Source organism: Streptosporangium heterodermiicola, from assembly GCF_051390675.1.
GTDB lineage: Bacteria > Actinomycetota > Actinomycetes > Streptosporangiales > Streptosporangiaceae > Streptosporangium.
In genome coordinates this window covers 252,800-266,406 of record NZ_JBPJSR010000006.1, presented here as the reverse complement: position 1 = coordinate 266,406, position 13,607 = coordinate 252,800, and the positions used below count along the sequence as shown (strand labels likewise).

11 protein-coding genes and 2 riboswitches are annotated in these 13,607 nt (G+C 72.2%); of the genes, 2 read left to right on the top strand and 9 right to left on the bottom strand.

What is annotated here, in order from left to right:
• Positions 1 to 52: 52 nt before the first annotated feature.
• A complete protein-coding gene (locus ACSC1Q_RS16010) occupies positions 53 to 1,246 on the bottom strand; it encodes an amino acid deaminase/aldolase (RefSeq protein WP_436759493.1) in 1,194 nt (397 codons plus the stop codon).
• 149 nt (positions 1,247 to 1,395) lie between these two features.
• Here ACSC1Q_RS16010 and ACSC1Q_RS16005 point away from each other — a divergent pair, with 149 nt between their 5' ends.
• Positions 1,396 to 2,055 carry a DUF6286 domain-containing protein gene (locus tag ACSC1Q_RS16005; RefSeq protein ID WP_436759492.1) on the top strand — a complete coding sequence of 220 codons (660 nt, stop codon included), beginning with the start codon at positions 1,396 to 1,398 and terminating at the stop codon, positions 2,053 to 2,055.
• 227 nt (positions 2,056 to 2,282) lie between these two features.
• Here the strand turns inward: ACSC1Q_RS16005 and ACSC1Q_RS16000 are convergent, their stop codons facing one another.
• The 5 genes from ACSC1Q_RS16000 to ACSC1Q_RS15980 all read right to left on the bottom strand — a co-directional run bounded on the left by ACSC1Q_RS16000 (position 2,283) and on the right by ACSC1Q_RS15980 (position 8,556).
• On the bottom strand, positions 2,283 to 4,424 hold the full coding sequence (locus tag ACSC1Q_RS16000) for a hypothetical protein (RefSeq protein ID WP_436759491.1): 2,142 nt from the start codon (positions 4,422 to 4,424) through the stop codon (positions 2,283 to 2,285).
• 209 nt (positions 4,425 to 4,633) lie between these two features.
• Entirely contained in the window at positions 4,634 to 6,010 is a 1,377-nt protein-coding gene (locus ACSC1Q_RS15995; RefSeq protein ID WP_436759490.1) for an L-serine ammonia-lyase, read from the bottom strand.
• A gap of 72 nt (positions 6,011 to 6,082) precedes the next feature.
• Positions 6,083 to 6,472: a glycine cleavage system protein GcvH gene (gene gcvH, locus ACSC1Q_RS15990; RefSeq protein WP_436759489.1), complete on the bottom strand. Its 390-nt coding sequence runs from the start codon at positions 6,470 to 6,472 to the stop codon at positions 6,083 to 6,085.
• Positions 6,469 to 7,560 (bottom strand): glycine cleavage system aminomethyltransferase GcvT, encoded by a 1,092-nt coding sequence (gcvT, locus tag ACSC1Q_RS15985; protein ID WP_436759488.1) that lies wholly within the window; start codon positions 7,558 to 7,560, stop codon positions 6,469 to 6,471. Before gcvT ends, gcvH begins: the two co-directional genes overlap by 4 nt.
• 33 nt (positions 7,561 to 7,593) lie before the next feature.
• A riboswitch (glycine riboswitch) is annotated at positions 7,594 to 7,688 on the bottom strand.
• Positions 7,689 to 7,787: riboswitch (glycine riboswitch) on the bottom strand.
• Between the two features lie 73 nt (positions 7,788 to 7,860).
• Positions 7,861 to 8,556, bottom strand: a complete 696-nt coding sequence (locus ACSC1Q_RS15980; RefSeq protein WP_436759487.1) for a gamma-glutamyl-gamma-aminobutyrate hydrolase family protein — start codon at positions 8,554 to 8,556, stop codon at positions 7,861 to 7,863.
• 399 nt (positions 8,557 to 8,955) lie between these two features.
• On the opposite strand from ACSC1Q_RS15980, the gene ACSC1Q_RS15975 reads away from it, so the two are divergent.
• On the top strand, positions 8,956 to 9,975 hold the full coding sequence (locus ACSC1Q_RS15975) for a LacI family DNA-binding transcriptional regulator (protein WP_436759486.1): 1,020 nt from the start codon (positions 8,956 to 8,958) through the stop codon (positions 9,973 to 9,975).
• A gap of 116 nt (positions 9,976 to 10,091) precedes the next feature.
• On the opposite strand, the gene ACSC1Q_RS15970 is transcribed toward ACSC1Q_RS15975, so the two are convergent.
• Genes ACSC1Q_RS15970 through ACSC1Q_RS15960 form a run of 3 tightly spaced genes read right to left on the bottom strand, consistent with a single transcriptional unit; the run spans position 10,092 to position 13,554 of the window.
• Positions 10,092 to 10,856 (bottom strand): 3-oxoacyl-ACP reductase, encoded by a 765-nt coding sequence (locus ACSC1Q_RS15970; RefSeq protein ID WP_436759485.1) that lies wholly within the window; start codon positions 10,854 to 10,856, stop codon positions 10,092 to 10,094.
• 5 nt (positions 10,857 to 10,861) lie between these two features.
• The gene (locus ACSC1Q_RS15965; protein WP_436759484.1) at positions 10,862 to 12,208 is read right to left on the bottom strand and encodes an aldehyde dehydrogenase family protein; all 1,347 of its coding nucleotides are present in this window, start codon (positions 12,206 to 12,208) and stop codon (positions 10,862 to 10,864) included.
• A gap of 2 nt (positions 12,209 to 12,210) precedes the next feature.
• Complete coding sequence (locus ACSC1Q_RS15960) at positions 12,211 to 13,554, bottom strand: glutamine synthetase family protein (protein ID WP_436759483.1); 1,344 nt, start codon at positions 13,552 to 13,554, stop codon at positions 12,211 to 12,213.
• Positions 13,555 to 13,607: the final 53 nt, after the last annotated feature.

The window sequence follows — 13,607 nt, the reverse complement described above, 5'->3', positions numbered from 1 at the left end:
ATCCCGGGGTTCCCGTCGCTCCCGGCCACGGGTTCGCCGGAGGGGGCAGGGGTCAGAGGAAGGTGCGGCCCTCGCCGCGGTAGGTGGGGACCTCGTCCACGACCTCGTCCCCGTCGATCAGGTGCAGGCTCGCGAAGCGCTCGCAGAGCTCGCCCGCCTTGGCGTGCCGGAACCAGACGCGGTCACCGGCGCGCAGGTCCTCGGCGGCCTGCCCGATGAGGGGGGTCTGCACCTCTCCGGCTCCCTCGTCGGAGTCGTAGCGCAGCCCGCACGGCAGGTAGGGCTGGGGCAGCCGGTTCTCGCCGGGGGCGCCGGAGGCGGGGTAGCCGCCGCCGAGGACGGTGACGACGCCGGGAGCGGGGCGGCGTACGACGGGCAGGGCGAAGAGGGCGGCGGGCCGGCCGGTGAATCCCCGGTAGAAGTCGAACAGGCGGGGATGGAAGAAGCCGGATCCGGCGGCGATCTCGGTGACGGCCCTCTCCCTGGTGGTCTTCTCGATGCTGCCGGTGCCGCCGCCGTTGACGAACTCCAGGTCGGTGACCTGGCGGACGGCCTGGACGATCCGGCCCCTGCGCGTGATCAGCTCGCGCCGGGAGCGGGCCTGCATGAGGCGTACGGCCCGGGTGAGGGCGGGGTTGCCCGGAGCGTCGTCGCCGACCCCGGCGATCTGCGCCTCGTACGCCATCAGGCCCGCGAGCCGGAAGCCGGGCCGTTTCGCGATCTCGGTGGCGAGGTCGGCGGCCTGGTCGACCTCGCGGACGGGGGAGCGTCGGACCCCCGCCCTGAACCGGCCGCCGAAGGCGAGGTAGCCCGCGTCGACGTCCAGGCAGAGCCGGATCTCGTGGCGGTCGCGGACCCCGGAGACGGCGGACTCGACGAGGTCCAGGTGCTCGGTGTGGTCCACCATGATCGTGATCTCTCGCGCCGCGACCGGGTCGGCGGCCAGCTCGGCGAGCGCGGCGCGGTCGACGGTGGGGTACGCGACCAGCACGTCCCGCATCCCGGTGGAGGCGAGCCAGAGGGCCTCGGGGAGGGTGAAGGCCATGATCCCGGTGAAGCCGTCCATGGCGAGGATGCGTTCGAGCACGGCGCGGGACCTGACGGACTTGCTGGCGACCCTGATCGGCTTGCCGTCGGCCCGGCGGGCCATCGCCTCGGCGTTGGCGCGCAGGGCGGGCAGGTCGAGGACGGCGAAGGGGGGATCGAGGTGCGCTGTGGCCCGGTCGTAGCGCTGGCGGTCGTCCATGTCCGCAGGATAACCCGGCCCCAGCGAATATGAGTGATATTCACGTTGCCGGACGGGTGGTCAATGCTCCCGCCAGGAGGGTTCCAAGATCGCGTAAGTGGGTGGTTGATCCCCGCCCCGGTCCTGCCCGAACGCGTACACATGACCGAATGACGACTACTCTCCAGGACATCCTGGCGGGCTCGGGAGGCACCGGCGGCGCGGGGACCACCACCGGGGGCTCGGGAGGCAAGGCGGCGGCCGAGCAGTTCCAGGACGTCCGGCGCAGGTCGGTACGGTTGCTGCGGCCGGGCAGGACCCCCGCCGGCGTCCCCGCTGCCCTGGCGGCGTCCGCCGTGCTGGTGGTCTCGGCCTCGGTGACGGTGGGCATGCTCATGGAGTCGCCGGTCGCGCGGGTGCCCTACCGGCGGCTCGTCAACGGCGCCGGCGCGTGGAACTGGTCGGATCCGGCCACGTTCGCCGCGTCGACGCTCGCCATCGCGGCGGGCCTGGTGATGCTCGTCCTCGCCGCGCTGCCGGGACGGACCCGGCTGGTGCCGCTGGAGTCGGGGGACCCGCACATGGTGATCGGCATCACCAGGTCCGGGCTCCGCCGCACGCTGCGGGAGGCCGCCGAGACGGTGGACGAGGTGAACGGGGCCCGGGTCCGGCTCACGTCGCGGATCGTCGAGGTCACCGTGTTCACCGACGCCGAGCGCACCGGGCCCGTGCTGCGCCGGGTGGGCGCCGCGGTGGGCGACCGGCTGTCCGGGCTGGGCGCGATGTGCGCGGGTGACGTCGTCGTGAGGCTGCGCAGGAAGAAGGCGTGATGAGGCCCTATCCGGGCAACCGGATCGGCCTGGCCGTCACCGGGACGGCGCTGGCGTCCGCGGGGCTCTACGCCTTCCTGCGAGGACGCGGTGACCTCCCCGGGCAGTCGCCCGGGGCCAGGCTCGTGCGCAAGGGGTTCCCCGGCTGGCTGGCCGCGCATCCGTGGCTGGGCTGGCTGGTCGCGCTGCTGCTGGTGGCGCTCGCCCTCCTGGCGGTGCGGTGGCTGCTACACGCCCTGGGATGGGGGCGGTGGGGCAGGCGGACCGGGACGGGGACCGCCATGCTCGGGGTTGCTCTTAAAGAAGTCGAAGGGCTCACCCGTGTCCGCGTCAGGTACATACGGCACGAGCGGCTGCGCATCGGGGTCGCCTGCGCGCCCGCGGCCGATGTCGGCAAACTCGTGGCCCGGCTGAACAGGGACGCGGTGGGGAAGGTCCGACGGGCGCTCGGGGAGGTAGAACTCGGCGTGGTGGTTCGCCTGCACGTCCGCCGCCGCTGACCTCCCGAACCCCGGCCGCTCGCCCGTCCCTCCGTACGCGGGCCGCTCGCCGGTCGCGCCGTACGCCGGCCCCGGCCGCTCGCCGGTGACGCCGTACGCCTGCCGTTCGGCCGTCGTGCCGTACGCGGGCCGCTCGCCGGTCGCGCCGTACATCGGCCGCTCCGCCGTGTCCCCGTACGCGGTGGTCCCGTATGTGGTGTCCCCGTACCCGGTGCTTCCGTAGCCGGTGCTTCCGTGCGTGGTGCTTCCGTACCCGGTGCTTTCGTGCGCCGCGTCCCGGTACCCCCGCTCGTCGTACGGCCCGTACCCCGTCTCCCCGATGGGGCTCGCGTACACCGGACGGTCGGTCGTCGGGCCGTACGACGGGTCCTCGCCGCCGGGGTCCTCGTACGGCGGATCCTCGTCCGGCGCGACGGCCGCCGCCTCGGGGGCGTTCTCCTCGTGCCTGACCCCGAAGGCCAGTCCGGCGGCGAGGCAGGCCAGCGGGAGGGCGGGGATGACGTAGCGGTGGTCGAAGGCCGCGATGAAGGGCGGCAGGATCAGCAGCATCGTCCCCGCCGCCCAGGGCAGCAGCACCGCGCCGCCTAGCCGCCGCAGCCGCATCAGCACGCCGACCAGGCCGACCAGCAGGATCACCGCGAGATACGGGCCCCGCACGAAGCCGTACTCCTGGTAGCCGCGCAGCCAGCCCGCGTACGGCTCGGCCATCACCGGCGCCCCCGACGAGCCCTGGTAGGCCACGGTCAGCTGCTCGGCGGTCTTTCCCTGCGAGGCGGCCCCCGGGGAGAAGGGCCGCACGGTGTCGGGGAAGACGTAGGCGCTCTGCGGCCCGGGAGCCGGGTAGACGCGCCGGTTCCAGTCGAAGATGTGGGCCGCGTCGTCCAGGCCCGCCCGCAGGAAGTCGAACGGCTGGGCCAGGATCGCCTGGGTGGCGAAGGCGCCCGCGAGCGCGTCGCGTTCGGCCCAGCTGCCCTTGACCTTGTTCAGCGGCGAGTCGCCGTCCCAGATGTAGGTCGGCGGCGCCGCGCGCTGCCCGAGCGGTTCGACGGGGCACAGGGCCGCCTCGGGACCGGCAGGGTGGATCCTGTCGCAGTCGGCGAAGGTCATCGTCCGCGCCCAGAGGAAGGCGTTCCCCCTGGTCAGCCCGAAGTTGCCGTGCTCGGCCCTGAACCAGGTGGCGTACGAGCCCAGGCCGATCGCGGCGGCCAGCGTCGCGGCGACGACCGCCCGCCACCCGGCCCGGCGGATCAGCATGCAGACCAGCGCCACGGCGATCAGCGGCAGCCCGATCGTGCGGGTGACGGTCGCCGCGGCGAGCAGCGCCCCGGCCAGCGCCGCGACCCAAACCGCGGGGCGCCGCCGCCACAGCAGCAGCGTGACCGCCAGCACCGCCAGGAACTGGAAGAGCAGGTCCGCCATGACGAGGTGTTCGAGCTGGAGCTGGTAGGCGTCCAGCAGCACCGGCAGCGCGGCGAGTGTCGCGCCCCATCCGGGCAGCCCGCCCAGCCTGCGCAGCAGCAGGTAGACGCAGACGGCCACGGCCAGTCCGAGCAGGTGCTGCACCGCGACCACCGCGGGGACGCTGGACAGCGGCTTGAGAATCCACAGGAACAGCGCGTAGCCCGCCGGGCGGGACTCCAGGGGGCGGGGGTCGAGCCCCGCGTTCAGGTAGACGAAGGAGTCGGCCCAGAACCACAGGGCGGGCCGGTAGCCGAGCATGGCGAGGACCCGCAGGCCGCCGCCCGCCAGCAGGGCGGTGATGAAGAGCCAGTGCGACCGGAGGAAGCGGAGCGCCCGCAGGGGGAGGGAGGGTTTCGCGGGGCGCTGGGAGCGACGGGAACGGCTTGCCGGGTGCGTTCCCGTTACCACCGCGACCTCCCGAGTCCCGCGCACATGGCCACCCAGCATAGGCGTGGGATCGGAGGGTCTTGCACGTGATGCGAAATTTGTTGGTGATCGGGTTGTATGTTCCCAGGGGCCCGTGACTCTCCTCGCGCGCCGGTCGGTGACCCGTGGTTCTTCGCGTCAGAGACTCGGGCGGCCGGGAGCCCCCGGCGCCTCGGTCGTCCCGTGCCCGCTCAGCACTCGATGACGTTGACCGCGAGCCCGCCCCGGCTGGTCTCCTTGTACTTGTCGAGCATGTCGCGGCCGGTGTCGCGCATCGTCTTGATGGCCTTGTCCAGAGAGACGAAGTGGCGGCCGTCGCCGCGCATCGCGATCCTGGCGGCGGCGATGGCCTTGATCGAGGCGACCGCGTTGCGCTCGATGCACGGGATCTGCACCAGGCCGCCGATCGGGTCGCAGGTCAGCCCCAGGTTGTGCTCGATGCCGATCTCGGCGGCGTTCTCGACCTGCTCCGGGGTCCCGCCCATCACCTCGGTGAGCCCGGCGGCGGCCATCGAGCAGGCCGAGCCGACCTCGCCCTGGCAGCCGACCTCGGCGCCGGAGATGGAGGCGTTCTCCTTGAACAGCACGCCGATCGCCCCCGCGGTCAGCAGGAAGCGGATCACGCCCTCGTCGTCGGAGTCCTTCGTGAAGCGGTCGTAGTAGGTGAGCACGGCCGGGATGATGCCCGCGGCGCCGTTGGTGGGCGCGGTGACGATGCGGCCTCCGGCGGCGTTCTCCTCGTTGACGGCGAGGGCGAACAGCGAGACCCAGTCCATCGTCTGCAGCGTGTCCTTCTCCGGCGACTCGCCGCGCAGCTGCCGGTGGAGCTGGTGGGCGCGGCGGCGGACCTTCAGGCCGCCGGGCAGCACGCCCTCCTTGCCGATGCCGCGCCGCACGCACTCGCTCATGACCCGCCACAGGACGAGCAGCCGGTCGCGGATCTCGGCCTCGGTGCGGCCGAACGCCCGCTCGTTCTCCAGCATCAGCCCGGAGATCGACAGCCCGGTCTCCGCGCACTGGGCGAGCAGTTCCGCGGCCGTGGTGAAGGGGTACGGCAGGACGGTGTCGTCGGGTTTGATCCGGTCGGCGCCGGTGGCGTTCTCGTCGACGACGAAGCCGCCGCCCACCGAGTAGTAGACCTTCTCGCGGATCGTCTCGCCGGACTCGGACAGCGCGGTGAAGCGCATGCCGTTGGGGTGGCCGGGGAGTGAGATCTTGCGTTCGAAGACGAGGTCCTCGCCGATGACGAAGGGGATCTCGCGGGAGCCGTACAGGGAGAGGGTGCCGGACTCGCGCATGGCGGCGAGCCGCTCGTCGACCGTGTCGACGTCGACCAGCTCGGGCTTCTCGCCCGACAGGCCGAGCAGCACGGCCTTGTCGCTGCCGTGGCCCTTGCCGGTCAGGCCCAGCGAGCCGTACAGGACGGCACTCACCCGGGCGGTCTTCTCCAGGAGCCCGTCCTGGTCGAGGCCGCGGGCGAACTTGTGGGCGGCGGCCATCGGGCCGCCGGTGTGCGAGCTGGACGGGCCGATTCCGATCTTGAAGAGATCGAAGACGCTGATCGTCATCTGAATCCTTCCAGCGTGGACGGCCACGCGCGCCCGGGGACACGCGTGGCCGTGACGCGAGGGGGGAGAGGCTTAGGACTCACCCGAGGTGAGCGCGGCGTACTCCTCCGGCGACAGCAGGTCGTCGGCGGAGCCCTCAAGACGTACGCGGAACAGCCAGCCGTCGCCGTAGGAGTCGCTGTTGACCAGCGAGGGGTCGTCCACGACGGCCTGGTTGACCTCGACGACCTCGCCGGCGACCGGCGCGAAGATGTCGCTCACCGACTTGGTCGACTCGACCTCGCCGACCGCGTCACCGGAGGCGACGGTCGAGCCGACCTCGGGCACCTGCACGTAGACCACGTCGCCCAGCGCCTCGGCGGCGTAGGCGGTGATGCCGACGGTGAGGGTGAGGCCGTCATCGATGCCGGAGATCCACTCGTGTTCCTTGGTGTAGTGCAGGTCCTCGGGAATGCTGCTCATTTTTTCCTCCTGTAGAAGGGCAGTGCGACGACCTCGACCGGCTCGTGGCTGCCCCTGATGTCGACGGCCAGTCCTGACGACAGGCCGTTGTCCACGTAGGCCATCGCGATGGGCCTGCCCAGTGACTGGGAGGGCGCCCCGCTGGTGACCTCGCCGACGACCGTGCCGTCACCGGCGACCACCACCGGGTACCCGTGCCGGGGCACCCTGCGGCCGGTCGCGACCAGACCGACCAGGCGGCGGGACGGCGGGACGTCTCTGCGGGATTCGAGGGCGGCCCGGCCGACGAAGTCGCCCGGCTTGTCGAACCTCACCACACGGCCGAGCCCGGCGTCGAACGGGGTGAGCGCGGACGACAGCTCGTTGCCGTACAGCGGCATCCCGGCCTCCAGCCGGAGGGTGTCGCGGGCGGACAGGCCCGCGGGGATGAGGCCGTGCGGGGCGCCCGCCTCGGTGAGGGCGGCCCAGACCGGCTCCGCGTCCCCGGACGCGACGAACAGCTCGAAGCCGTCCTCGCCGGTGTAGCCGGTACGGGCGATGAGGGCCTCGCGGCCCGCGACGACGGCGGGCAGTCCGGCGTAGTACCTGAGCCCGTCGAGGTCGGCGTCGGTGAGCGCGCCGAGGATCTCCGCGGAGCGCGGGCCCTGGATCGCGACCAGCGCGTACCGCTCGGAGCGGTCGTCCACCGCGGCGTCGAAGCCCTTGGCGCGGCCGGTCAGCTCGGCGGCCACCCGCGGGTAGTTGGAGGCGTTGGCGACGACCATGAACTCGGCGGGGGCGAGCCGGTAGACGATCAGGTCGTCCAACACGCCGCCCTCGGCGTCGACGATCATCGTGTAGCGGGCGCGGCCGGGCTCCAGCGCGGAGAGGTGACCGACCAGGGCGTGGTCGAGGGCCTCGGCGGCCTGCGGCCCGGTCACGAAGATCTCGCCCATGTGGGAGAGGTCGAACAGGCCGGCCGCCTGGCGGACCGCGTTGTGCTCGGCCGACTCGCTGCCGTAGCGGAGCGGCATCAGCCAGCCCGCGAAGTCGGTCAGCGTCGCGCCGAGGGACTCGTGCACGCCGCGCAGCGGCGTAGGTCGGGACATGTGCGCACCTCAGACAAGGGACAGATGAGAGCATCCTCCCCCTCTGTCGTGGGTGCCTGAGAGTTTCATCCGGGTTTTACCGGATTTTCACCTTCGGCGAGGTCGTGGGACCTGCTTTCCAGAGGGCACCTACCCGCACGGTCCTTTGCCTTGAGAGGTTCGCGGGGAGGGCTTGCTCCTTCAGGGGTCCTGGCCTGGATGTCAGGACGCTCTCCCGCACGGGAATCATCGGTGTCAGCGGCCAGCCTAACCGCCCGCACCGGCCGAGCGAAATCCCCTCGTCCCCCCGATCCGTGCCGGTCAGGGGGCGGCGTGCCGGACCAGCGCCTCGAACAGGGCCGACTCGTCGTCGGTCTCGGGGTGCCACTGGACGGCGACGGCGAAGGGGTGGTCGTCCACCTCTACGGCCTCGATCGTGCCGTCCTCGGCGTGGGCGGTCACCGTCAGGCCCGGGGCCGGGCGGTCGAGGGCCTGGTGGTGGTAGTGGGCCACGTCCACGGTCTCGGCCCCGAAGATCTTCGAGGCCCGGCTGCCGGGGGCGAGCCACACCGGCATCCTGCCGTAGTGGCCGGGGGCCGGGGCGTGTCCCGGGTGGCCGACCACGTCGGGCAGGTGCTGGTGGAGGGTGCCGCCCAGCGAGACGTTCAGGACCTGCATGCCCCGGCAGACGCCCAGGAAGGGCAGGCCGCGCTCCAGCGCCGCCCGGACCAGCCCCAGCTCCGCGTCGTCGCGGAACGGCCGGACGTAGCCGGTCCGCTCGTGCGGCTCCTGCCCGTACCGCTCCGGGCCGACGTCCCCGCCACCGGCCAGGACGAGCCCGTCCAGGCGCTCCACCAGCGTCGCGGGGTCGCCCGCCGGGGGCAGGATCACCGGCTGCCCGCCCGCGCGGGCCACGTGGTCGACGTAGTCGTACGGCAGGAGCGCGGTCGTGGTCTCCCAGACGGTGAAGCGCGCGGGCTCGACGTAACAGGTGATACCGATGACGGGACGGGACATGATCTCCTGTTTCGCCGTGCTTCCACCGAGGTCCTGGCACCGTGTACCCCTCGTACCCCTCGTACCCCTCGTACCCATGGTGCCGATCGTGCCCGGCCCGGTGCCCTCCCCGCACGTTACCGGCCGGGGCGGAACGACGTGCCGCCGGGGGCCGCCGGGGGCCGCCGGGGCGCGGGCGGCGGAGAGGCACGCGGCGAGGGTTAAGTGGTTAAGCGAATCCGCCGCCGAGAAGGCGGTTCGGGAGTCACCGCTCCCGGTCTCGTCGCGGGCACGGGCGTCCGGCCATGGCCGCTGTTCAGGGCGGGTCGCCGGCCGCCATGGAGATCGCCGGGGGCCGGGACGCGCGTAGTAGGGTGCGCAGCGGGAACGCGTCGGGTAACCGGTTCAGGTGGAGGTCTCGTGAAGCGACCGACGATCGCCGACATCGCTCGTCGCGCGGGGGTGTCCAAGGTCGCGGTCTCCTACGCGCTGAACGACCGTCCGGGCGTGTCGGAGGCGCGAAGGAACACCATCAAGGCCATCGCCAGGGAGATCGGCTGGCAGCCCAACAGCGCCGCGCGCGCCCTCAACGGGGCACGGGCCCGCGCCGTCGGCCTGACCGTGTGCCGCCCGGCACGGGTCCTGGGGATGGAACCGTTCTTCATGGAGCTGATCAGCGGCATCGAGAGCGAGCTGTCGGCCCGCTCCTACGCCCTGCTCCTGCAGATGGTGACCGGCCACGCGCAGGAGGCGGAGGTGTACCGCAGGTGGTGGGGAGAGGGCCGCGTCGACGGCGTCATCCTGGTCGACCTGCACTTCGACGACCCGCGCGTCCCCGAGATCGAGGACCTCGACCTGCCGGCAGTGGTGATCGGCCACCCGTCGGAGACCGGCTCGCTCGCCCCCGTCTGGTCCGACGACGGCGCGGCCATGCGGGAGACGGTGGAGTATCTCGCCGCGCTCGGCCACCGCCGGATCGCCAGGGTCGCCGGGCTGCCCGCGCTGGTGCACACCGTCCTGCGCGACCGTGCCTTCACCGCCGCGTGCGACGGGCTCGGCCTCACCGGCCACTCCATCGTGCACACGGACTACACCGGCGAGGAGGGCGCGCGGGCCACCCGTCGGCTGGTCAGCACCGCGAACCGGCCGACGGCGATCGTCTACGACAACGACATCATGGCCGTCGCCGGGCTCTCCGTCGCGCAGGAGATGCGGCTGGAGGTGCCCGCGGACCTGTCCCTCGTGGCCTGGGACGACTCGCCCCTCTCCCAGGTGGTGCGACCGGCACTGACCGCTCTCGGCAGGGACATCCCCCAGTACGGGGCGCGGGCCGCGCGGAGCCTGCTGGCGCTGATCGCCGGCGAGCACGTCACCGGCGTCCAGACCGAGACGGCCAGGCTCACCCCGCGCGGCAGCACGGGCGTGCCGGGACACCGGTGACGGGCGTCGTCGCGGGCACGGGCCGGCGTACGGCACGGGTGTGCCGGACGCCGGTCGGCAAGGAGTGAGGCCGGTGACGCGCGGCGCGCCCGTGCGGGGACGCCCGTCGCCGGTGTTCAGAACGGGGTGACGTACGCGCCGGAGATGCCGCCGTCCACCAGGAACTCCGAGCCGGTGATGAAGCTCGCGTCGTCCGAGGCGAGGAATGCCACCGCGGCGGCGATCTCGGACGCCTCCGCGAAGCGGCCCACCGGGATGTGCACCAGGCGGCGCTGCGCCCGCTCGGGATCCTTGGCGAACAGTTCCCGCAGCAGCGGCGTGTTCACCGGCCCCGGGCACAGCGCGTTCACCCGGATGCCCTCGCGGGCGAACTGCACTCCCAGCTCGCGGGACATGGCCAGCACCCCGCCCTTGGACGCGGTGTAGGAGATCTGGCTGGTCGCCGACCCCATCACGGCCACGAACGACGCGGTGTTGACGATCGACCCCTTGCCCTGCCGCCGCATGTACGGGATGGCGTGCTTGCAGCACAGGTAGACCGAGGTGAGGTTGACCTCCTGGACCCGGCGCCAGGCGTCGATGCCGGTCTCCAGGATCGAGTCGTCGTCCGGCGGCGAGATGCCCGCGTTGTTGAACGCGATGTCCACGCTGCCGTAGGTGTCGAACGCCGTCCGGAACGCGCGGGCGACGTCGTCCTCGCTGGTCACGTCGGCCCGCACGAACAGCCCGCCGACCTCGTCGGCGGCCTTGGAACCGGTCGCCTCGTCCAGGTCCACGCACACGACGCGGGCGCCCTCCTCGGCGAACCGGCGCGCGGTGGCCAGGCCGATCCCGCTTCCGGCGCCGGTGATGACGGCGACCCGGTCCTGCAAACGCAGCATCGCTACTACTCCTCGGAAATGAAGACGTTCTTGATCTCGGTGAACGCTGACAGGGCGTCGGGGCCCAGCTCGCGGCCGAGTCCCGACTGCTTGAAACCGCCGAACGGGGTCCAGTAGCGGACGCTCGAATGCGAGTTGACGCTGAGGTTGCCCGCCTCGACCGCCCTCGCCACCCGGAGCGCCCGGCCGACGTCACGGGTCCAGATGGACCCGCTCAGGCCGTACGGGGTGTCGTTGGCGATGCGCACGGCGTCCGCCTCGTCGTCGAACGGCACCACCGACACCACGGGCCCGAAGATCTCCTCGGTGAACGCCCGGTCGTCCGCCGAGCCGGGCGTCAGGACCGTCGGCGGGAACCAGAACCCCGGCCCCGGCGGGCAGGTGCCCCGCAGGTGGGGCGGCCCGGTGACGAAGGAGGCGACCCGCTCCCGGTGCTCGGCGCTGATCAGCGGGCCCATCTCGGTGGCCTCGTCGCGGGGGTCACCGACCCTGACGCCCAGCACCGCCTCCCCGAACCGCGCGAGGAACTCGTCGTGGACCGAGCGCTCGACCAGGATCCGGGAGCGCGCGCAGCAGTCCTGGCCCGCGTTGTCGAACACCGCGTACGGCGCGGTCGCCGCGGCCCTCTCCAGGTCGGCGTCGGCGAAGACCACGTTGGCGCTCTTGCCGCCCAGCTCCAGGGTGAGCCGCTTGACCTGCCCGGCGCAGACGGCGGCGATCTCCTTGCCGACCTCGGTCGAGCCGGTGAACACGATCTTCGCCACGCCGGGGTGCTCGACCAGCCGGGCGCCCGCCACCTCCCCGGCCCCCGGCAGCACCTGGAACACCCCCTCGGGCAGACCGGCGTCCAGGGCGAGCTCGGCCACCCGCAGGGCGGTGAGCGGGGTCCATTCGGCGGGCTTGACGATCACGGTGTTGCCCGCGGCCAGCGCCGGGGCCAGCCCCCAGGTCATGATGACCATCGGGAAGTTCCACGGCACGATCACGCCGACGACGCCCAGCGGCTCCCTGAAGGTGACGTCCAGCCCGCCGGGCACCGGGATCTGCAGGCCGTGGTTGCGCTCGGGCGCCCCCGCGTAGAAGTCGAGCACGTCGGCGACGTTGCCCGCCTCCCAGCGGGCGTTGCCGATCGTGTGCCCGGAGTTGGCGACCTCCAGCAGGGCCAGCTCCTCGGCGTGCTCGCGCACCAGCGAGGCGAAACGGCGCAGCAGCCGGGCCCGGTCTCCCGGGCCGACGTCCCGCCAGGTCGCGAAGGCCCGCCTGGCACGCTCCACGGCCCGGTCGGTCTCGGCGGCGTCCGCCATCTCGACCTCGGCGACGACCTCTTCCGTCGCCGGGTTGATGATCTTCACATTCACATCCGTTCGAATCCCCGGAAAAGCTCCCAGTCGGTCACCGCCGCGTCGAAGGCGGCCAGCTCGACCCGGGCGTTGTTCGCGTAGTGCGCCACGACGTCCTCCCCGAAGGCGGCCGTCGCGAACTCGGAGCCCTCCCAGAGCTCCAGCGCGCCCCGCAGCGTACTCGGCACCGTCTCCGCGCCCGACGAGTAGGCGTTCCCCGTGAACGCGTCCTCAAGCGGCAGCTCGTTCTCGATGCCGTACAGCCCGGCCGCGACGAGCGCCGAGACCGCGAGGTAGGGGTTGACGTCACCGCCGGGCACCCGGTTCTCGATCCGCAGCGAGGGGCCGTGGCCGACCAGGCGCAGCGCGCACGTCCTGTTGTCCACGCCCCACTTGACCGCGGTGGGGGCGAAGCTGCCCGGCACGTACCGCTTGTAGGAGTTGATGTTGGGCGCGTACAGCAGGGTCAGCTCGCGCATCAGCGCGATCTGCCCGGCGATGAAGTGCTGTCCCGTCGCCGACAGGCCGTTCGGCCCGGAGCCGGACATGACCGGCTCGCCGCCCGCGTCCCTGAGCGAGATGTGGATGTGGCAGGAGTTGCCCTCGCGCTGGTTCGGCTTGGCCATGAAGGTGATCGCCATGCCCTCCTGGGAGGCGATCTCCTTGGCGCCGTTCTTGTAGATCGAGTGGTTGTCGCAGCTGGACAGGGCCTCGCCGAAGCGGAAGGCGATCTCGTGCTGGCCGAGGTTGCACTCGCCCTTGGCCGACTCGACGTACATGCCCGCGCCCTCCATGCCGAGCCTGATCCTGCGCAGCAGCGGCTCGACCCTGGCGGTGCCGAGGAGGGAGTAGTCGACGTTGTAGAGGTTGGAAGGCGTCAGGTCGCGGTAGCCGCGGCGCCAGGCGTCCTCGTAGGTGTCGTCGAAGACGACGAACTCCAGCTCGGTCCCGACGAAGGCGCCCCAGCCCCGCTCGTCCAGCCGGGCGAGCTGCCGCCGCAGGATCTGGCGCGGCGAGGCGGTCACGTCGGAGCCGTCCTCCCAGACCAGGTCGGCCATCACCAGGGCCGTCCCCTCCTGCCACGGCACGCGGCGCAGGGTGGAGATGGCGGGCCTCATGACGAAGTCGCCGTATCCGCGCTCCCACGACGACATGGCGTACCCCTCGACCGTGTTCATGTCGACGTCGACCGCGAGCAGGTAGTTGCAGCCCTCGGAGGCGTGCCCCAGCACCTCCTCCACGAAGTAACGTCCCGACAGGCGTTTCCCCTGGAGGCGGCCCTGCATGTCGACGACCGCCAGCAGCACGGTGTCGATCCGCCCTGCCCGCACCTCGTCGTGGAGCTCGGTGACGTCCACATGCCCTCCTCGTCGGGGTTCTATTGGGCTAGTGTCAGACCATTGACGTGTAG